This window comes from Kocuria sp. LHG3120 (assembly GCF_049897445.1).
GTDB lineage: Bacteria > Actinomycetota > Actinomycetes > Actinomycetales > Micrococcaceae > Kocuria > Kocuria rosea.
Genome location: NZ_JAFCWG010000007.1, coordinates 208142 through 228003, shown reverse-complemented (window position 1 = coordinate 228003; position 19862 = coordinate 208142). Strand labels below are relative to the sequence as shown.

17 protein-coding genes are annotated in these 19862 nt (G+C 73.7%); 12 read left to right on the top strand and 5 right to left on the bottom strand.

Annotated features, from left to right (window positions below):
- Positions 1 to 4 precede the first annotated feature (4 nt).
- The 3 genes from ACP7CD_RS14905 to ACP7CD_RS14895 are packed head-to-tail and all read left to right on the top strand — an operon-like array spanning position 5 to position 2607.
- On the top strand, positions 5 to 613 hold the full coding sequence (locus tag ACP7CD_RS14905) for a tripartite tricarboxylate transporter TctB family protein (RefSeq protein WP_229587592.1): 609 nt from the start codon (positions 5 to 7) through the stop codon (positions 611 to 613).
- A 39-nt stretch (positions 614 to 652) separates the two neighbouring features.
- Entirely contained in the window at positions 653 to 2206 is a 1554-nt protein-coding gene (locus ACP7CD_RS14900; RefSeq protein ID WP_126346631.1) for a tripartite tricarboxylate transporter permease, read from the top strand.
- Entirely contained in the window at positions 2203 to 2607 is a 405-nt protein-coding gene (locus ACP7CD_RS14895; RefSeq protein WP_017834662.1) for a universal stress protein, read from the top strand. The genes ACP7CD_RS14900 and ACP7CD_RS14895 overlap by 4 nt, the downstream gene beginning before the upstream one ends.
- 74 nt (positions 2608 to 2681) lie before the next feature.
- Here the strand turns inward: ACP7CD_RS14895 and ACP7CD_RS14890 are convergent, their stop codons facing one another.
- The gene (locus tag ACP7CD_RS14890; RefSeq protein WP_031283663.1) at positions 2682 to 3680 is read right to left on the bottom strand and encodes a LacI family DNA-binding transcriptional regulator; all 999 of its coding nucleotides are present in this window, start codon (positions 3678 to 3680) and stop codon (positions 2682 to 2684) included.
- Between the two features lie 153 nt (positions 3681 to 3833).
- Between ACP7CD_RS14890 and ACP7CD_RS14885 the strand changes: the two genes are divergently transcribed.
- The 9 genes from ACP7CD_RS14885 to ACP7CD_RS14845 all read left to right on the top strand — a co-directional run bounded on the left by ACP7CD_RS14885 (position 3834) and on the right by ACP7CD_RS14845 (position 13998).
- Positions 3834 to 5036, top strand: a complete 1203-nt coding sequence (locus ACP7CD_RS14885) for a Gfo/Idh/MocA family protein (RefSeq protein WP_095650257.1) — start codon at positions 3834 to 3836, stop codon at positions 5034 to 5036.
- Positions 5033 to 6298 (top strand): dihydrodipicolinate synthase family protein, encoded by a 1266-nt coding sequence (locus tag ACP7CD_RS14880; RefSeq protein ID WP_426120535.1) that lies wholly within the window; start codon positions 5033 to 5035, stop codon positions 6296 to 6298. Before ACP7CD_RS14885 ends, ACP7CD_RS14880 begins: the two co-directional genes overlap by 4 nt.
- On the top strand, positions 6295 to 7194 hold the full coding sequence (locus ACP7CD_RS14875; protein ID WP_284562872.1) for a sugar phosphate isomerase/epimerase family protein: 900 nt from the start codon (positions 6295 to 6297) through the stop codon (positions 7192 to 7194). Before ACP7CD_RS14880 ends, ACP7CD_RS14875 begins: the two co-directional genes overlap by 4 nt.
- 13 nt (positions 7195 to 7207) lie before the next feature.
- Entirely contained in the window at positions 7208 to 8416 is a 1209-nt protein-coding gene (locus ACP7CD_RS14870) for a glycerate kinase (protein ID WP_426120534.1), read from the top strand.
- A gap of 152 nt (positions 8417 to 8568) precedes the next feature.
- Positions 8569 to 9525 carry a carbohydrate ABC transporter permease gene (locus tag ACP7CD_RS14865; protein ID WP_017834668.1) on the top strand — a complete coding sequence of 319 codons (957 nt, stop codon included), beginning with the start codon at positions 8569 to 8571 and terminating at the stop codon, positions 9523 to 9525.
- Positions 9518 to 10462: a carbohydrate ABC transporter permease gene (locus tag ACP7CD_RS14860; protein WP_251356022.1), complete on the top strand. Its 945-nt coding sequence runs from the start codon at positions 9518 to 9520 to the stop codon at positions 10460 to 10462. Before ACP7CD_RS14865 ends, ACP7CD_RS14860 begins: the two co-directional genes overlap by 8 nt.
- Before the next feature lie 97 nt (positions 10463 to 10559).
- Entirely contained in the window at positions 10560 to 11948 is a 1389-nt protein-coding gene (locus ACP7CD_RS14855; RefSeq protein WP_126346627.1) for a Gfo/Idh/MocA family protein, read from the top strand.
- Positions 11945 to 12910 carry an NAD-dependent epimerase/dehydratase family protein gene (locus ACP7CD_RS14850; protein ID WP_017834671.1) on the top strand — a complete coding sequence of 322 codons (966 nt, stop codon included), beginning with the start codon at positions 11945 to 11947 and terminating at the stop codon, positions 12908 to 12910. Before ACP7CD_RS14855 ends, ACP7CD_RS14850 begins: the two co-directional genes overlap by 4 nt.
- Positions 12907 to 13998, top strand: coding sequence for a mandelate racemase/muconate lactonizing enzyme family protein (locus tag ACP7CD_RS14845; RefSeq protein WP_426120533.1), 1092 nt, complete (start codon positions 12907 to 12909; stop codon positions 13996 to 13998). The genes ACP7CD_RS14850 and ACP7CD_RS14845 overlap by 4 nt, the downstream gene beginning before the upstream one ends.
- An 80-nt stretch (positions 13999 to 14078) precedes the next feature.
- Here the strand turns inward: ACP7CD_RS14845 and ACP7CD_RS14840 are convergent, their stop codons facing one another.
- The 4 genes from ACP7CD_RS14840 to ACP7CD_RS14825 form a co-directional block, all read right to left on the bottom strand.
- Positions 14079 to 15143, bottom strand: a complete 1065-nt coding sequence (locus ACP7CD_RS14840) for a M24 family metallopeptidase (protein WP_095650262.1) — start codon at positions 15141 to 15143, stop codon at positions 14079 to 14081.
- Positions 15140 to 17167 carry a DUF6807 family protein gene (locus ACP7CD_RS14835; RefSeq protein WP_426120531.1) on the bottom strand — a complete coding sequence of 676 codons (2028 nt, stop codon included), beginning with the start codon at positions 17165 to 17167 and terminating at the stop codon, positions 15140 to 15142. Before ACP7CD_RS14835 ends, ACP7CD_RS14840 begins: the two co-directional genes overlap by 4 nt.
- Positions 17168 to 17279: 112 nt before the next feature.
- Entirely contained in the window at positions 17280 to 18554 is a 1275-nt protein-coding gene (locus ACP7CD_RS14830) for an ABC transporter substrate-binding protein (protein WP_043739617.1), read from the bottom strand.
- Positions 18555 to 18702: 148 nt separating this feature from the next.
- A complete protein-coding gene (locus ACP7CD_RS14825; protein WP_426120530.1) occupies positions 18703 to 19836 on the bottom strand; it encodes an L-talarate/galactarate dehydratase in 1134 nt (377 codons plus the stop codon).
- Between the last annotated feature and the right edge of the window lie 26 nt (positions 19837 to 19862).

The following is a 19862-nucleotide window of genomic DNA, read 5'->3' as shown; positions in this document are numbered from 1 at the left end:
CGCCATGACCACCACCACGGCCCTGCCGACCACTACAGCCAGGAGCGACTCCATGAAGCAGTCCCGCCCGGACGGCACGGCCTCCGTCGCCGACGTCCTCCACGACCCGGAGACGGCGGTCGAGGAGCTCACCCCGGAGCAGCTCGCCGCCCGGTGGGAGGCCGAGGGCCCGCCGCCCGGCGGCCGCGCGGCGGCCCTCGGCTCGACCCTGGCGGTCACGGTGCTGGCGGCTGCCGCGGCCGTGCTGTCCCTGCGCATGGGACTGGGCACACCGCAGCAGCCGGCCCCCGGCATGTGGCCGTTCGTGGTGAGCGTCGTGGCCGTCGTGATCGGCCTGTCCCACCTGGTCCTGGGCCGGCGCGGAGGAGAGGGGGAGAAGTTCACCCGGGAGTCGCTGCTGGCCGCCTGCGGGCTCGTGACCCTCGTGGGGCTGGTGCTGCTCATGCCCGTGATCGGCTTCGAGATCCCCGCCCTGCTCCTGTCCTTCGTCTGGATGAAGTTCCTGGGCGGCGAGACGTGGCGGGCCGCGGCCCTGTACTCCGCGCTCGTCGTCGTCGCCTTCTACCTGATCTTCATCACCGCCCTCGGCACGTCGATCCCGCACCTGTTCTGACGGCCGCCGCCACGGCGGCCACCGACCAAAGGCTCCCGCATGGACTTCCTGCAACCCGCCCTGGACGGCTTCGGCGTCGTCCTCCAACCGACCAACCTGCTGTACTGCCTCCTGGGCGTGACCATCGGCATGCTGATCGGCGTGCTGCCCGGCCTGGGCCCCGCCGCGACCATCGCCATCCTGCTGCCGCTGACCTACGGCATCGAACCGGTGACGGCGATCATCATGCTGGCCGGCATCTTCTACGGGGCCCAGTACGGCGGGACCATCACCTCCGTGCTGCTCCGGCTGCCCGGCGAGGCCAGCTCCGTGGTCACGGTCTTCGACGGCTACATGCTGGCCAAGCAGGGCCGCGCCGGCACCGCGCTGGGCATCGCCGCGATCGGCTCCTTCATCGGCGGCACCGTCGCGATCGTCGGCCTCACCTTCCTGGCCCCGCTCGTCGCCGGCTTCGCCCTCGACTTCGGTCCGCCCGAGTACACCGCGCTCGCCCTGCTCGGCATCCTGCTGGTGGCCACCATCAGCAACGGCAACAAGTCCAAGGCGCTGATCGCCGCGTGCTTCGGGCTGCTGCTGGCCACGGTCGGCCGCGACGTCTTCACCGGAGCCGAACGGCTCACGTTCGGCAACCTCAACCTGGCCGACGGCATCGACTTCGTGCCCGTGGCCATGGGGCTGTTCGGCCTCGGCGAGATCCTGCACAACCTGGAGGAGCGCCACCGTGCGGCCAAGGCGCCCGACAAGGTCTCCAACGTCTGGCCCTCCCGGGCGGACCTCAAGCAGTCGTCCGGGGCCATCGGCCGCGGCTCGGTCCTGGGCTTCTTCCTCGGCATCCTGCCCGGCGGCGGCGCCACGATCTCCTCGATGGCCGCCTACGCCATGGAGAAGAAGCGGGCCAAGCAGCCCGAGCGCTTCGGCAGGGGCGCCATCGAGGGCGTCGCCGGCCCGGAGACCGCCAACAACGCGGCGGCCACCAGCTCCTTCATCCCCCTGCTCACCCTGGGCATCCCGGCCAACGCCACAATGGCCCTGATGTTCGGCGCCCTGCTCATCCAGGGCGTCACGCCGGGCCCGCAGCTCGTCCAGCAGGACCCCGAGCTGTTCTGGGGCGTGGTCAACTCCATGTACGTCGGCAACATCCTGCTGCTGGTCATGTCGATCCCCCTCATCGGGGTGTTCGTGCGCATCCTCCGGGTGCGGGGCGCCATCCTCGCCCCCATCACCGTGCTGATCACGATGCTGGGCGCCTACACGATCAACAACTCGATGTTCGACGTCATGCTCGTCGTGGTCTTCGGCGCCGTCGGCTACCTCATGAAGAAGTTCGGCTTCGAGCCCGGCCCCCTGGTGCTGGCCTTCGTCCTCGGCTCCCTGCTGGAGTCCAACCTGCGCCGCTCCCTGCTCGTCTTCGAGGGAGACGTCACCGGGTTCTTCACCCGCCCCATCTCGGCGACCCTGCTGCTGCTGTTCGTGCTCGTCGCCGTGCTGCCCGTCATCCAGTCCGCCCTCCGCCGTCGCAGCGCCTCCGGGACGTCCCCCGCGGGACCGTCCGTCGAGGACTCCGACCGCACCCCTGTCAAGGAGAACGCATGAGCATCCTCGTCGGTTACGTCCCCACCCCCGTCGGCGAGGCCGCCGTCCGCGCCGCCATCGAGGAGGCCCGGCTGCGGGGGGAGCGGCTGCTGATCGTCAACTCCGTGCGCGAGGGCGCCCTGGCGGACAAGTCGGTCGCCTCCGACGACGACCTGCGCCGCGTCACCTCCGCCGCCGAGTCCGCCGGTGTCCCGCACACCGTGCTCCAGCCGTCCCACCGGGACGACCTCGCCCAGGAGATCCTCGACCTCGCCCGGGAGCACGACGTGTCCCGGATCGTCATCGGCCTGCGCCAGCGCTCCCAGGTGGGGAAGTTCATCATGGGCTCGCACGCCCAGCGGATCCTCCTGCAGTCCGACCGGCCGGTCCTGGCCGTGAAGGCGGGGGAGGCGCACCTCTGAGCCCCTGCCCCGCACGGCCGAGGGCGCCGCCGTCGGACAGGAGTCCGGCGGCGGCGCCCTCGGCCGTGCGGGGGTCAGGCGCTCTCGCGCCGCACGATCTCGCCCACCACGTGCTCGATCCGGACCTGGTCGTGGCTCAGGGCGATGTCCGCGGCGGTCTCCCCGATCTGCTCCAGGGGGAAGCGCACGGTGGTCAGGCCCGGGGAGAAGTCCCGCAGGTTGGGGATGTCGTCGAAGCCGGCCACCCGCAGGTCGTCCGGCACCACGAGCCCGGCGTGCCGGAAGCCCGCGATCGCGCCCAGCGCCATGACGTCGTTGCCGACCACGACCGTGAGCCCGCGCACGGCGTCGGCCCCGAGCCGGTCCACCAGTGCCCGTGCGGCCTCGTAGCCGCCCTGGCTGTTGAAGTCCTCCGTGACCTCGGCCTCCGGCTCCAGGCCCGCCCGCTCGAGGGCCGCGCGGAAGCCCGCCCGGCGCTCCGCCGCGCTGGCGAGCTCGTCCGGCCCGCCGAGGAAGGCGAAGCGGGTCCGGCCCGTCCCGATCAGCATGTCCGTCAGGTCGTCGCCGGCGCTGCGGTTGTCGATGGTGACGGCGCCGGCGCCCTCGAGCCAGGCCTGGCCGATGGTCACCACCCGGCCGCCGTTCTTCTGGTAGCGGGTGAGCTCGGCGAGCAGCCGGGGGTCGATCTCCCGCCGCCGCGAGCCCGCCATGATGATCGCGTCGGTGCGGTGGGACGCGAAGGCCGCGACGGCGTCGAGCTGGTCGGTGCCGTCGGTCGCGGCCAGCAGCAGCTGGTGCCGGTCCGTGCGGGCCCGGCGCTGCACGCCCTTGGCGATCGAGGAGAAGTAGGGGTCGGCGATGTCGTGGACCACGAGCCCCACCAGCCCGGTGGTGGACCGCGCCAGCGCCTGCGCCTGCGCGTTGGCCACGTAGCCGAGGGACTCCGCGGCGTCCCGGACGCGCTCCGCGATGTGCTCGGCCGGCCGGCGGTCCGACCCGTTGAGCACCCGGGAGGCCGTGGCCAGGGACACCCCGGCCTCCCGGGCCACCTGGGAGAGGGTCACTGCGCTCATCGTCCGGTCCTGCTTCCTCCTCACCGCATCCGGTGGGCGTCTCGCCCCCGCGCCGGGGAGTCCGGGACCGGGAACGTGTTGACAGTCACACTGAGCCAACCCTAGAGTGGAAAGCGCTTTCCTACAAATTTCCCGAATCCTCTGGAGTTGATGATGTCCGAGCCCCGAGTTCTCCGCATCGCCATGAACGGCATCACCGGCCGCATGGGCTACCGCCAGCACCTGCTGCGCTCGATCCTGCCCATCCGGGACCAGGGAGGAGTGACCCTGCCGGACGGCACCCGCGTGACCGTCGAGCCGATCCTCGTGGGCCGCAACGAGGCCAAGGTCGCCGAGCTGGCGCGCCGGCACGGCGTGGAGCACTGGACCACCGATCTCGACGCGGTCATCGAGGACCCCACCGTGGACGTGGTCTTCGACGCCTCCATGACCAGCCTCCGGGCCGAGACCCTCAAGAAGGCCATGCGCGCCGGCAAGCACGTCTACACCGAGAAGCCGACCGCCGAGACCCTGGACGAGGCGGTCGAGCTGGCGCAGATCGCCCAGGAGCGCGGCGTCACCGCCGGCGTGGTCCACGACAAGCTCTACCTGCCCGGTCTCGTGAAGCTGCGGCGGCTCGTGGACGAGGGCTTCTTCGGCCGGATCCTGTCCCTGCGCGGCGAGTTCGGCTACTGGGTCTTCGAGGGCGAGCACCAGGAGGCCCAGCGCCCGTCCTGGAACTACCGGCGCGAGGACGGCGGGTCCATGACCGTCGACATGTACTGCCACTGGAACTACGTCCTCGAGGGCATCGTGGGCCCGGTCCGGTCCGTCACCTCGACCGCCGTGACGCACATCCCCGCGCGGTGGGACGAGCAGGGCCACGAGTACCCGGCCACCGCGGACGACGCCGCCTACGGCGTCTTCGAGCTCGAGACCCCGGACGGCGACCCCGTGGTCGCCCAGATCAACTCCTCCTGGGCCGTGCGCGTGTACCGCGACGAGCTGGTGGAGTTCCAGGTGGACGGCACCCACGGCTCGGCGGTCGCCGGGCTGAACAAGTGCGTGGCCCAGCAGCGGGCCCACACGCCCAAGCCGGTCTGGAACCCGGACCTGCCCGTCACCGAGTCCTTCCGCGACCAGTGGCTGGAGGTGCCGGCCAACGCGGAGCTGGACAACGGCTTCAAGGCGCAGTGGGAGGAGTTCCTGGCCGACGTCGCAGCGGGCCGCGAGCACCGGTTCGGGCTGCTCTCCGCCGCGCGCGGGGTGCAGCTGGCCGAGCTTGGCCTGCGCTCCTCGGCCGAGCGCCGCACCATCGACATCCCGGCGATCGAGCTCTCCCCGGCCGAGCGGCGCACCGCCGAGGCCGTCCGGTGAGCGCCGTGCTCCTGCCCGACGGCAGCGGATCCCGCACCGAGCACGTGCTCTCCGGGCCGGGGAGCTGGACCCGGCCGCAGGCGCCCCTCACCGCGCGCAAGGCCTACGCCGCCGCGCACGTGGTGCCCCTGGTGCTCGCGGACAACACCCCCGGGGCGCCGGCGCAGCTGGACTGGGACGCGACCCTGGGCTTCCGCCACGACGTCTGGTCCTACGGGCTGGGCGTGGCCGACGCCATGGACACCGCCCAGCGGGGGATGGGACTGGACTGGCCGGCCACCCAGCAGCTGATCCGGCGCTCGACCGCCGAGGCCTCGGCGGCGCTGGCCACCGGCAGCCCGGCCCTGGCGGGCAGGACCGTCCGCGACCTCATCGCGTGCGGGGCGGGCACGGACCAGCTGGACCCGGCGGGCGTCACGCCCGGCGAGAACGGGCTGCGCGCCGTGCTCGAGGCCTACCGGGAGCAGGTCGAGGTGGTCGAGGGCGCCGGGGCGAAGGTCATCCTGATGGCGTCCCGCGCACTGGTGCGGGCCGCCCGGGACGCCGACGACTACCTGCGGGTCTACTCCCAGCTCCTGGGCGAGGCCCGGCACCCGGTGGTCCTGCACTGGCTCGGGACGATGTTCGACCCGGCGCTGGCCGGCTACTGGGGCAGCGACGCGGTGGACACGGCCACGGAGACCTTCCTCGAGCTCATCCGGTCCCACCCGGGGCAGGTCGACGGCGTCAAGGTCTCCCTCCTGGACGCCGCGCACGAGACCCGGCTGCGGGCGGCGCTGCCGGAGGGGGTCCGCCTCTACACCGGCGACGACTTCAACTACCCCGAGCTCATCGACGGCGACGGCACCCGGCACTCCGACGCGCTGCTGGGGATCTTCGCCGGCATCTACCCGGCGGCGTCCACCGCGCTGCAGGCCTACGACGCCGAGGAGCCCGGCCGGGCGCGGGCGATCCTCGACGCCACGGAGGAGCTCGGGCGCCACGTCTTCAGTGCCCCGACCTTCTACTACAAGTGCGGCATCGCGTTCCTGTCCTGGCTCAACGGCAGCCAGCCGGGGTTCCAGATGGTCGGCGGACTGCACTCGGGCCGCTCCGTGCCGCACCTGGTCGAGGTGTTCAGGCTGGCCGACCGGGCCGGGCTCCTGCTCGACCCGGAGCTCGCCGCGCGGCGGATGAGCACCTTCCTCGACGCGGCGGGCCTCGGCGCGCCGGTCCTCGCACCGGCTCTCGTGCCGGCCGGCAGCACCGGAGGTGCGGCATGAGCGCGGACTTCCAGCTGTCGCTGAACACGGGCACCACCCGCGGCCTGACCCTGCAGCAGGCGGTGGACGCCACCGCCCGCGCCGGGCTGGGGCACATCGGCGTGTGGCGCGACCGCGTGGCCGAGGCAGGGCTCGAGAACGCGGCCCGGATCATCGAGCAGGCCGGGCTGCAGGTCTCCAGCCTGTGCCGCGGCGGCTTCCTCACGGCGGCCGACGAGGCCGGGCAGCGGGCCGCGCTCGAGAGCAACCGGGCCGCCATCCGGGAGGCCCAGGTCCTGGGCACGAGCGAGCTGATCATGGTCGTGGGCGGCCTGCCCGCCGCCGCCCACGTCCTGGGCGGCGAGGGCGACCGGGGCGACAAGGACGTCGTGGCCGCCCGCGAGCGCGTGGCCGAACGGCTGGCCGAGCTCGTCCCCTACGCCCTCGAGCACGGGGTGCGCCTCGTGCTCGAGGCCCTCCACCCCATGTACGCGGCCGACCGGGCCGTGCTCTCCACGCTCGGGCAGGCCCTGGACCTCGCCGCCCCGCACCCGGTGGACGCCGTGGGCGTGGTGGTGGACACCTTCCACGTCTGGTGGGACCCCGGGCTGGAGACCCAGATCGCCCGGGCCGGCGCGGAGGGCCGGCTGGCGTCCTACCAGGTCTGCGACTTCAACCTGCCGATCGCCTCCGACGCCCTGCTCTCCCGCGGGATGATGGGGGACGGGGTGATCGACTTCGGCACGATCGGGCGCTGGATCGCCGCCGCCGGCTACACGGGCCCGGTCGAGGTCGAGATCTTCAACCAGGAGATCTTCGACCAGGACCCGGACGTCGTGCTCGCCGTGATGAAGGAGCGCTGGGAGTCCCTGGTGCTGCCGTCCCTGACCGGCGCACCCGCCCGCGCCACCGCCTGACGTGGGGCCGCACGTGCTCGGCGAGCGGCCCCGGGTGGTCGTGGCCCCGGACAAGTTCAAGGGGTCGCTGACGGCGGCCGAGGCCGCCGCCGTGCTCGCGGCCGGGGTGCGTGAGCACCGGCCCGGGGCCCGGATCCGGGCGGTGCCCCTGGCCGACGGGGGCGAGGGCACCGTCGACGCCGCGGTGGCGGCCGGGGCGCGGCTGCGCCGCACCCTCGTCCGGGGCGCCGTGGAAGGCAGGGTGCGGGCGCGCTGGGCGCTGCTCACGGCGCCCTCCGGCGCCACCACCGCGGTCGTCGAGTCCGCCCAGGCGAGCGGGCTGGACCAGGTGCGCCCGAGTCCGGCGACGGCCCGGGCGGCGCACAGCTACGGCTGCGGCCAGCTGATCCGGGCGGCGCTGGACGCCGGGGCGACCGACGTCGTCGTCGGGCTCGGCGGCTCGGCGATGACGGACGGGGGCTCGGGCGCCCTGCGGGCGCTCGGCCTGGACGTCCTCGACGACGACGGCGCGCCCGTCCCCCTGGGCGGGGAGGGGCTGCTGTCCGCCGCCCGCCTGGACGTCTCCGCCCTGGACCCGAGGCTGCGCACGGTGCGGCTGCGGCTGGCCGTGGACGTGCAGAACCCGCTGCACGGCCCTGACGGCGCCGCGCACGTCTTCGCCCCGCAGAAGGGCGCGAACCGCGATGCCCGGCGCGAGCTGGACGCCGCGCTCCGGCGCTGGGCCGGGCTGCTGGCCGGTCTCGAGGGCGCCCGTCCGTTCCTGCTCCCGGGGGCCGGCGCCGCCGGCGGCTTCCCGTCCGGCTTCCTGGCCCTGACCCCGGCGACGCTCGAGCGCGGCTTCGACCTCGTGTCCTCCCTCGTGGGGCTCGAGGAGCAGCTCGAGGACGCGGACCTGCTCGTCGTCGGCGAGGGGTCGCTGGACGCCCAGTCGCTGCAGGGCAAGGCGCCGCTCGCCGCGGCCGCGCTGGCCGCGGCCCGGGGGGTGCCCGTCGTGGCCGTGGCCGGGTGGCTGGGCCTGTCCGCGGAGCAGCTGCGCGGCGCGGGGGTCCTGGCGGCGGCCTCGCTCGTGGGCGTCGCGCCGTCCGTCCGGGCCGCGCAGGACGAGGCGGAGCGCTACGGCCCGCCGGCGACGGTCGAGGCGCTGCGGCTCCTGGCCGGGCTCCCGTCCGACGGCGGGTCGGCCCCGCGAGTGGGCGCCGACACAACCGTAGATTGTGGTTGACGTCACAGGAGCCGGCTACTAGCCTGGACGCAACGCAGCTCTGGAAAACGCTTTCCCACACGCTTCGAGGAGATACCGATGACAACGACGCACATCGACACCGAACCGCTCCGGGTCTCCCGGGCGCGGTTGCGCCGAGGGGCGGTCCCGGCATGAGCGTCGTCGAGGAGCTGACCCGGGAGGGCCTGCCCGGGAAGCGGGCCAAGCGTGCGGCCGGCCGGCGGAAGCCCCGCGCCGACAGGCGGGACAACAAGGCCGCGGCGGTCTTCCTGGCACCGTGGATCGTGGGACTGGTGGTCATCACCCTGGGCCCCATGCTGATGTCCCTCTACCTCTCCTTCACCGACTACAACCTCATGCGGGCGCCCGACTGGATCGGGACGGAGAACTTCTCCCGGATGCTCGCGGACGAGCGGCTGCACAACTCGCTGCAGGTGACCTTCACGTACGTGCTCGTCGGGGTGCCGCTGCAGCTCATGCTGGCCCTGGCGATCGCCATGGTCCTCGACCGGGGCCTGCGCGGCCTCGCGTTCTACCGCTCCGTCTTCTACCTGCCCTCGCTGCTCGGCTCCTCGGTGGCCATCGCCATCCTCTGGAAGCAGCTCTTCGGCACCACCGGACTGGTCAACCAGCTCCTGGCCCTCGTGGGCATCGAGGGCATCGGCTGGATCGCCGACCCCCGGACCGCGCTCGGCAGCATCATCCTGCTGCACGTGTGGACCTTCGGGGCGCCGATGATCATCTTCCTCGCGGGCCTGCGCCAGATCCCCACCATGTACTACGAGGCGGCCTCCATCGACGGCGCCGGGAAGATCACAAAGTTCTTCCGGATCACGCTGCCGCTGCTGAGCCCGATCATCTTCTTCAACCTGGTGCTGCAGATCATCCAGGCGTTCCAGTCCTTCACGCAGGCGTTCATCGTCTCCGGCGGCCGAGGAGGTCCGTCCGACTCCACGATGTTCTTCACGCTGTACCTGTACCAGACGGGCTTCGGCCGCTTCGACATGGGCTACGCCGCGGCCATGGCCTGGCTGCTGCTCCTCATCATCGGGGCATTCACCGCCCTCAACTTCATCGCGTCTAAGTATTGGGTGTTCTACGATGACTAATTCGACAATCGCCGACAGCGCCGTCCGGACGGCCGACCAGGGCCTCGTCCCGGCGCAGACCGAGGGCTCGCAGAGCGCCCCGGCGCCGAAGCCCCGCGGTCCGGGGACCCGGGCACGGATCCGCTCCCTGCTCAAGCACCTGGCGCTGATCCTCACCGGCGGCGTGATGATCTACCCGCTGCTGTGGATGGTGGCCAGCTCCCTGCGCCCCGACGACATCATCTTCCGCGAGCCCGGGATCCTGCTGCAGACGCTCGAGACCGCGAACTACTCGGACGGGTGGGGCGCCCTGTCCAGCCCGTTCAGCGTGTACCTGTTCAACTCCGCGGTGGTGGTGCTCGGGTGCATCGTCGGCAACCTGGTCTCCTGCTCCATGGCGGCCTACGCGTTCGCCCGGCTGGAGTTCCGCTTCAAGAAGCCGGCCTTCGCCCTCATGCTCCTCACGATCATGCTGCCGTTCCACGTGGTGATCGTGCCGCAGTACATCATGTTCTCCCAGATCGGGTGGGTGAACACCTTCTGGCCCCTGATCGTGCCGAAGCTGCTCGCCACCGACGCGTTCTTCGTGTTCCTCATGGTGCAGTTCATCCGCGGCATCCCGAAGGACATGGACGAGGCGGCGCGGATCGACGGCGCCGGGCACGCCCGGATCTTCGGGCAGATCATCCTGCCGATGATGGTCCCGGCCCTGGCCACCACCACGATCTTCACGTTCATCTGGACCTGGAACGACTTCTTCAGCGCCCTGATCTACCTGACCGACCCGAACATGTTCACCGTCCCCGTGGCGCTGCGGGCCTTCGTGGACGCCTCCGGGGAGTCCTCGTGGGGATCCCTGTTCGCGATGTCGATCGTGTCCCTGCTGCCGGTGTTCATCGCCTTCCTCGTGGGACAGAAGTTCCTCGTGAAGGGCATCGCCACCACGGGCATCAAGTAGCCGGCGACGGGCCCCGGTGTCCCCGGCCCGCCCGGGCCGGGGACACCCGGCCGCCGGCCCCCACCCCCGCACACCCCTCCAGAACCAGGAGCAACCGATGGACAGCGCAGAGCACAGCGGCACGGACGGCACGGCACGGCAGGGGAGGCGGACCCGGTACGTCCTGGTCGGCACCGGCAACCGGTGCGAGATGTACCTCCGCTCCCTGCTGGACGACCACGCCGACGTCGCCGAGCTGGTGGCGGTGGGCGACACCAACCCCGGGCGGGCCGAGCACTACCGCCGGCTCGCCGAGGAGACCTCGGGCGTCCGGATCGGCGTCCTGGACCCCGCGGAGCTCACCCGGACGATCCGCGAGCAGGGGATCGACCGGGTCATCATCACCACCCCCGACCTCACCCACGCCGACTACATCTGTCAGACGCTGCGCGCCGGGGCGGACGCCGTCGTCGAGAAGCCCCTGACCGTGGACGCCGAGGGCTGCCGCCGGATCACCGCGGCCGTCGACGAGACCGGCCGCCACGTGGTGGTCACCTTCAACTACCGGTACTCCCCGCGCAACACCGCCCTCAAGGACGTCGTGCAGTCCGGGGCGATCGGCACGGTCACCTCCGTGGACTTCAGCTGGATGCTCGACACCGTGCACGGCGCCGACTACTTCCGCCGCTGGCACCGGCAGAAGGAGAACTCCGGCGGGCTGCTGGTGCACAAGTCCTCCCACCACTTCGACCTCGTCAACTGGTGGCTGGCCGACACCCCGGAGCGGGTCTTCGCCTCGGGCGGGCTGCGGTTCTACGGCCGGGACAACGCCGAGGCCCGGGCGCGCGCGGGCGCCCCCGCACGGGACGCCGACGGGGGCGACCCCTTCGCCCTGGACCTGCGCACCGACGAGCGGCTGAGCCGGCTCTACCTCGACCACCAGCACCACGACGGGTACCGCCGGGACCAGGACGTGTTCTCCGACGGGATCAGCATCGAGGACAACCTGGCCCTCGTGGTCGACTACGCCCGCGGCGCCACCCTCTCCTACTCCCTCAACGCCCACTCCCCGTGGGAGGGGTACCGGGTCGCCGTCAACGGCACCGAGGGCCGGGCCGAGCTGGAGGTCGTCGAACGGGCGGCGGTCCTGCCGGCGAGCGGTGGCTCCCCGGTGGACCCCTCGGTCACGGTGGGCCCCCGCCGGGGCGGTGCCCGCAGCCGCGGCGAGCGCCTGACCGTCCAGCGCCACTGGGGCGCCGCCGAGGAGGTCGTCATCAGCAACGGGGCGGGCAGCCACGGCGGCGGGGACCGGCTGCTGCTGGCCGACGTCTTCCGCGGCCCCGGCGAGGACCCGTACGGGCGGCCCTCCGGCTACCGGGACGGCGTGGCGGCGGTGGCCGTGGGCATCGCCGGCAACCGCTCCCTCGAGTCCGGGCTGCCCGTCCGGATCGCCGAGCTGGACCTGGGGGCGACCTCCGGGGCGAGCCGGAGCGAGGTCCCGGCATGAGCCGCGTCCTCGTCACCGGCGGCGCGGGCCGGCTCGGCCGCAGCGTGGTCGCCGGGCTGGCGGAGGCCGGCTACGACGTCCTCAGCGTCGACCGGTCCCTGCCCGCGGACCCCGCCGGCTCCCACCCCGCCGTGGAGCACCGCGGCGCGGAGCTCACCGACCCGGACGCCGTGCACGCGCTGATGCGCGCGGTCCGCCCGGACGCCGTGATCAACCTGGCGGCCATTGCCGTCCCGTTCAGCGCCCCCGAGCACGTCATCCTGCAGACCAACGCGGTGATCGCGCACAACGTGGCCGGCGCGGCGACCGAGGCCGGGGTGCGGCGGATCGTCATGGCCAGCAGCCCCACGGTGCTGGGCTACGGCTCCCCGGCGGGCTGGCTGCCGCCCGCGCTCCCGCTCACGGAGGAGACCCCTCCCCGGCCGTGGCACGCCTACGGGCTGTCCAAGCACGTGGCGGAGCAGGTGGCACAGATGTTCGCCGCCGCCCGGGGCGAGGCCGTGCGCTACGCGTCCTTCCGCCCCTGCTACGTGATCGCCCCCGAGGAGTGGGAGGGCGCCCCCACGCAGCAGGGCCACACCGTGCGGGAGCGGCTCGACGACCCCGCGCTCGCCGCGCCGGCGCTGTTCAACTACGTGGACGCCCGGGACGTCACGGCCTTCCTGGAGGCGCTGCTGGAACGGATGGGCGCGATCCGCAACGGCGACACCTTCCTGGTGGGCGCCGCCGACGCCCTGGCCCGGCGCCCGCTCGCGGAGCTGCTGCCCGAGTTCGTCCCGGGCAGCGAGCAGCTCGCCGCGGGGCTGACCGGGACGGCCCCCGCCTTCAGCATCGACAAGGCCCGCCGGGTCCTGGACTGGGAGCCGGCGCGCAGCTGGCGCACCGAGCTCCGGGAGGAGCCCGTGGCCGCCGCGGCCGGGGAGCCCGCGGGCGCCGGCCGGCACGGGAAGGACACCGCATGAGCATCGCCGCCCTGCACACGGAGCTCATCACGGCCCGGCTGCCGCGCAGCTGGGGGCCGGAGGCCCCGCAGAACCACGTCGTGGCCGTCACGGTCGTGGCCGACGACGGCGCCACCGGCACCGGCTTCTCCTGGACCCCGACGATCGGGGCGACGGCCGTCAAGGCGCTCCTCGACGACGACCTCGCGGGCTTCGTGCGCGGGCGCACCGAGAACCCCGAGGCCCTCTGGGACGACGCCTGGAAGCACCTGCACGAGGGCGGCACCGGGCTGACCGGGGTGGCGCTCGCGGGCGTGGACCTCGCGCTGTGGGACCTGCGGGCGCGCCGGGCCGGGGTCTCGATCACCGCGCTGCTGGGCCGGCGGCAGGAGAGCGTGGCCGTCTACGGCTCCGGCGTGAACCTGCACTACACCCTGGAGGAGCTGCAGGAGCAGGTGCGCCGGTGGGTCGCCGCCGGCTTCGGCGCGGTCAAGATCAAGGTGGGCAGGGCCGACCTGCGCGAGGACGTGGAACGCGTGGCGGCCGTCCGCGAGCTGCTCGGCCCGTACCGCGGGCTCATGGTCGACGCCAACCAGCGGTGGGACCTGCCCACGGCGCGCCGGGCCCTGGACGCCCTCGCCGAGTTCGGGCCGTCGTGGCTGGAGGAGCCGCTGCGCGCCGACGACCTCGAGGGCTACCGGCAGCTGCGCCGGTTCAGCCGGGTCCCCATCGCCCTGGGGGAGAACCTGCACAACGTCTACCGCTTCCGGGACTTCATCACGGCCGGCGCCGTGGACGTCGTCCAGCCGAACATCGTCCGGGTGGGCGGCATCACGCCGTTCCGGCGGATCGTGGAGCTCGCGCGCACGCACAGCGTGGGGATCGCCCCGCACCTGCTGCCGGACCTCTCCGGGCAGCTGGCCCTGACCCTCGCCGAGCCCACCACGGTCGAGGTCGTGGAGGACGCCGGGTTCGCGGACCTCGGCATCCTGGACGGGCCGTCCCCGGTCCGGGTGACCGGCTCGCGGCTGGAGACCCGGGACCTGCCCGGTCTCGGGCTGGCGCTGCGGCAGCAGGTGCTGCCCGCCCTGGACGGTGCGCGTCCCTGAGCACCGGAGCCCGGACCGCCGGAAGGCCCGCACCCCCGGGGGCGCGGGCCTTCCGGCTCGGTGCGGGCGGACGGGGGCGGTCAGCGCTCCAGCACGGCCGGGCGGTCCCGGCCCCGGACCCGGACCACGGGCCAGCGCGGGTCCACGGACAGGGGCACGACGCCGCCGGGACCCAGCAGCACCGTGTCCTCGATCTTCGTGCCCGGCGCGGACGGGTTCCACGTGAAGGCCTGGTGCTCGTGCACGAGGTCCGGCACCCCGGGGGCGAGCCGCGGGTCCCGCCCGGCGTACCCGGCGGGCCCACCCTGGTGGTGGCGGGTCCACTCCTCGGCGTCGAAGCCGTGGCGCGGATAGGCGTGCCGGAGCACCGGCAGCAGGTCGGCGAGGGGCAGCCCGGGGCGCAGCGCGTCGAGGACGTCGGCCTCGACCTCCGCGATCCTCGCCTCCGCGTCCGTCTCGGCGGGCTCGGCCGGGCCGAAGCGCACCCAGCGGGTCGCATTGGCGATGAGTCCGCCGCGGCGGGCGCAGACGACCGCCATCGCGCGCCGGCCCAGGGGCCCGGCGGTCGGCAGGGGGTGGCGGTGGGGCAGGCGGTCGGCGCCCCCGCACAGCACCACGACGGGTTCCGCGCCCGCGCGCACCAGGCCGGCGGTCAGCTCGGCGGCGAGCTCCCGCTCGGTGGTGCGCGGCGTCGCCCGGGTCAGCGCCCCGGTCAGCACCGCCGCGGCGTCCCGGCACAGCTGCGCGTAGCGCTGCGCCTCGCCGGGGAGCAGCGAGGCCCGCGCCGCCCGCAGCGGTGCGGCGACGCACTCCTCGGCGGCCACGGCCATCGCGCGCGCCCCGGGGAACCAGTCCTCCGGCGCTGTGAGGGACCCGTGCCAGGGCACCTCGTGCAGCCGGAGGCCCGCGGGCAGCTCCTCGGCCACCAGGCGGGCGGCCTCGTTGGCGGAGGTCACGACCTCGTCACCGTCCCGGTGCACCAGGACCGCGGCCACCGGCGGACCGGCGAGCGAGACGTGCACGCGCGCGCCGTCGAGGTACCAGGACACGGCGGAGTGGCTCTGCAGCAGCACGGCGTCCACCCCGTGCGCGTCCAGCACCCGCAGGACCCGCCGGCGCTTCTCCGCCCGCTCCGGGGCGCTCACGCGGTCCGGCCCCGGGCCGCGTCCCCGAGCAGGGCCTCCACCCGGGGGGTGTCGAGACGGCCGTCGACGACGAGCACGCGCACCTCCCGCTCGACCGGCCGGTCCGTCGTCGTCGTGACGGGCGCGTCCCAGGCCAGGGCGAGACCCACCCCCGGGTACCCGGCGTGCCGGACGAACCAGGGGTCGGCCGAGTCGTCGCCGCGCCGCAGGACGAGGGTCGCGGGGCGCCCCGCGAACTCGGCGGAGAAGGCGAGCCACGGGGAGGTGCTGCCGTGCACGGCCTGCTCGCCCGCCGCGTCCGCGGTGAACACGTCCGCGTCGGTGCAGGCGGGGAGTCGCCAGAAGAATCCTCCGTAGCCGCCGCCGGCCCGCCCGTTGGAGCCGGGGCTGCCGAGCCGCACCGGGTGGTCGCCGGCGGGGGAGAGGCGGAAGCGCAGGCCGAGCTCCCAGGCGCGCTCGTGCACGGGCCGGAACGTCCAGCGGCGCTCCTCGGTCAGCACCGCGGCGCCGTCCGGGCCCGTCCAGGCGAGCTCCTCGTCGAGGCGGTCGTCGGCGTGGTGCGCCGCGACCCGGAGCACGCGGCCGTGGTCCTCCCGCCACACGTAGCGCTGCGCCTCCCGGGTGTAGGTGCGCCCGCCCCAGAAGTTGAGGCCGTCCACGTCCTGGAGCGCCGTGCCGACCCCCAGGTGCCAGACGTGGTCCAGGGGCTGCTGGTCCGTGAGGACGACGCCGCCGAGGGTCCGCACGGGGTGCAGGAACGGGCGGGGGGAGGAGCTCGGGGCGACGTCCTCGCCCGTGCGGACCTGCGCCACCTCGCGCTCGCCGAGGAGCACGCTCCCGCTCGTGGCGGCGGGTTGCGCCCAGGGGGCGCCCAGGCCGGCGAAGTCCGACTGCGCCCTGACCGCCCGCGCCGCCCAGTCCTCGATCCCGTCGAGGACGGCGCGCGGCGCCGTCCCGTCCTCCTGGTGCCAGCGGACGTGCTCGGGGGCGATCGGGACGGGGTCCGGGGCGGTGCGGACGGCGTCCAGCACCCGCACGAAGGCCCCCGTGGCGACCAGCGGGCACAGCAGCGCGGTGCCCCGGGCCCGGGCGTCGATCAGGTTCTCGAGCAGGTTCGTGCGCCCGGACTCGACAACCCGCGTCCCCTCCGGGCCCGTGACGGTCAGCCGGTCCTGGGTGTAGTGCAGGACGGCCTGCCCCTCCGTGCCCTCCACGGTGATGAACGGGTCCTGCTGCTCGGCGGCGCACAGGGTCAGGGCACACGTGACCGGGATCCCGGCCGCGGTGCGCACCCGGACCACCGAGGTGTCGTCGGACTCGATGGCGTTGGCGCGGTAGAGCTCGGTGCTCAGCTCGGCGACGTCCTCGCGGGTGCGGGCACCGGCGAGGTGCAGGGCGGTCATCACCGCGTGGGCCAGCGGGTTGGTGACCACGCCGTCCACCACGTCCACCCCGCCGATGCGGCGCCGCCCGGCCCACGGGGACCGGGTGAAGTAGTCGGTGTCCCGGGACCACAGCCCCGTGGCGCCCACCGCGCGCAGCCGCCCGATCTCCCCGCTGGCGAGCAGTCGCTCGACGACCTCCAGGGAGTGGGAGCCCAGGCTCTGGAAGCCCACCTGGACGAGCCGGTCCGCCGCCCCGGCGGCCTCGAGGAGGCGGTCGAACTGGTCGAGGCTGGCCACGGGGGGCTTCTCGAGCAGGACGTCGGCCCCCATCCGGAGGGCGGCCAGGGCGAGGTCGAAGTGGGTGTCGATGGGGGTGGAGACCACCACGACGTCCACGTCCGGGCCGGCGTCCTCCAGCTGCGCCAGGTCGCCGAACATGGGCACGTCCGGTCCGAGCACCCCGTCGTCGTCGACCCGCCGGTCGACGGCCGCCACCAGGCGGACACGGCCCTCCTCCTCGAGCCGGCGGATGTTCGCGAGGTGGCGTCCGCCGAAGCCGCCGATCCCCACCAGGCAGACGCGCACGGGTCCCTCCGGCGCGGTGCGGGCGGCGGGGGCGGACACGGTCTGGGTCTGCACAGGTTCTCCTGGATTCGGCGGGCGGGTTCGGCGGGCGGGTTCGGCTGTCGGAGGCAGGTGGAGCCGCGGGCGCCGGACGGTGCCGTCCGGCGCCCGCGGAGTGTGCGGGGGGTCAGCTGATCGCCGACTCCATCTCGGACATCATGCGCTCGGCGGCCTCCTCGGGGGTCGAGCGCTCGAAGAGCACGTCGAGCTCGTAGCGGTAGATGATCTCCTGCAGGGTGCTGAAGCCCAGCGGCGGGACCGGCAGCGCCTCGCCCAGCTCGGGCTGGATCTCCTCGACGAACTCCGCGGCCGCGGTGTCCGCCTCGCTGAGCTCGGGCAGCACGGCCTCGCGCACCGTCTCGTTGGCGGGCAGGCCGCGGTCCGCGAGGTTGATCTTGCCGGCCTCCTCGCTGTTGACCATGAAGTCGATGAACGCCTTGACCTCCTCGGGGTGCTCGGTGCGGGCGGAGGCGGACATGAACATGGCCGACTTCTGGAAGAGCTGCGCGCCGCCCTCGGTGCCGTCGGTGCTCGGGAAGCGGAGCGGGACGAGCTGGTTGCCGGACGCGGCGTTGAGGGCGCTCAGCTGGTTGGTCCACCACATGCCCATGGCCGCGCCGTTGGTGCCGGTGAGCGACTGGTCGGGGCCCGGCTCCTGGTCCTCCGTGACCACCGAGGCCGGGGGCAGGGCGCCGTCCTCCATCATCTGGTGCCACATGCCCAGGTAGCCGGCGGCGTCGCTCGCCTCGAAGCCGAGCTGCCCCTCGGGCGTGGTGAGCTCCTTGCCCTGCTGGCGCAGCCAGATCTGGAAGCCGGCCGGCTCGTTCGGGCCGCTGGTGCCGTGGACGTCCGTGTTCTCGGCGATCTGCTGGGAGACCTCGGAGAAGTCGTCCCAGGTCCACGTGGAGTCGTCCGGCAGCTCGACCCCGGCCTCCTCGTAGATGGTGGGGTTCGCCATCATCGCCATCACGTTGACGCCCGTGGCCACGCCGAAGAGGCCCTCCTCGGTCCGGCCGCTGTCCACGACGCCCTCGTCGAGCTCGGCGACGTCCACGTCGGAGAGGTCCAGCAGCGCGCCGTTGTCCGCGTACTCGCGCAGGTACTTCTCGTCCATCTGGATGATGTCCGGGGCGTCGCTGGAGGCCGTCTGCGTGGCCAGCTTGTCCCAGTAGCCGCCGAAGTCGCCGTACTCGCCCACGATGGTGACCCCCGGGTTCTGCTCCTCGAAGGCGTCGATGATCTCCTGCGTCTGCTGGTGGCGGGTGTCCGAGCCCCACCAGGCGAAGCGCAGCTCGACGTTGCCGTCGGCGTTCGCATCGTCGGCGCCGCCGCAGCCGGTCAGGGCCAGCGCCGACACGCTGAGGACGGTGGCGGCCTTCGCGAGGGTTCCCGTTCGCTTCATGCTGATCATGTCTCCTATGGGTCGAGGCAACGCCTTCTGGAAAGCGTTTTCCCGAGCGTAGCTGTGACCTGCCTCACGGGTCAAGAGGTCACTCGGAATTCGCCGGCCGTGTCGCGCCGGCGCCCTCGGAGGGCGCCGGCCGCGGCTCCTACGGCCTGCCGAACGCCACGCTGTCCGTGGTCCAGGCGCGGGCCTGGCCGCTGAGCGTGACGCCCAGTCCGGGGCGCTCGGGGACGAGCATGCGCCCGTCCCGGGTCTCCAGGCGCTCCTCGAAGAGGGGGTCGAGCCAGTCGAAGTGCTCCACCCACGGCTCGCGCGGATAGGCCGCCGCCAGGTGCAGGTGGATCTCCATGGCGAAGTGGGGGGCCAGGCCCAGTCCGCGCTGGTCGGCCAGGGCCGCCAGGCGCAGGAACTGGGTGATGCCCCCCACGCGCGGGGCGTCGGGCTGGATGATGTCGCAGGCCCGGGCGTCGATGAGCCGGACGTGCTCCGCCACGGAGGCGAGCATCTCGCCCGTGGCGATCGGCGTGTCCAGGGCCGCGGCCAGCTGGGCGTGGCCCTCGGCGTCGTAGGCGTCCAGGGGCTCCTCGATCCAGACGAGGTCGAACTCCTCCAGCCGGCGCCCCATGCGCAGGGCCGTGGCGCGGTCCCACTGCTGGTTGGCGTCGACCATCAGGGGCACGTCCGTGCCGATGTGCTCGCGGACGCCCGCGACGCGGCGCAGGTCCTCGGCGGAGTCCGGCAGGCCCACCTTGATCTTGATCCCGCCGATGCCCTCCTCGAGGGAGCGGGTGGCGCGGTCCCGGACCTCCTCCAGGGAGGCGTTGAGGAACCCGCCGGAGGTGTTGTAGGTCCGCACGGAGTCCCGGTGGGCGCCCAGCAGCTTGGCCAGCGGCAGCCCGGCCCGCTTGGCCTTGAGGTCCCAGAGGGCGACGTCGATCGCGGCCAGCGCCTGGGTGGCCACGCCGGAGCGGCCCACGGAGGCGCCCGCCCACAGCAGCTTGTCGTACACCCGGGCGATGTCGTTGGGGTCCTCGCCGAGCAGGCCCTCGGCCACCTCCTTCGCGTGGGCGTACTGGGCCGGGCCCCCCGCGCGCTTGGAGTAGCTGAAGCCCACCCCGGTGTGCCCCTGCGCCGTGGTGATCTCGGCGAAGAGGAACACGACCTCGGTCATCGGCCGCTGGCGGCCGGTGAAGACCTTGGCGTCGGAGATCGGGGTGCTCAGCGGCAGGGTGGCGGTGGAGAGCTGGACGTGGCGGACGGCGTCCGGGGTGTACGGCATGGCGGGATCCTCGAGGGTCTCGGCGG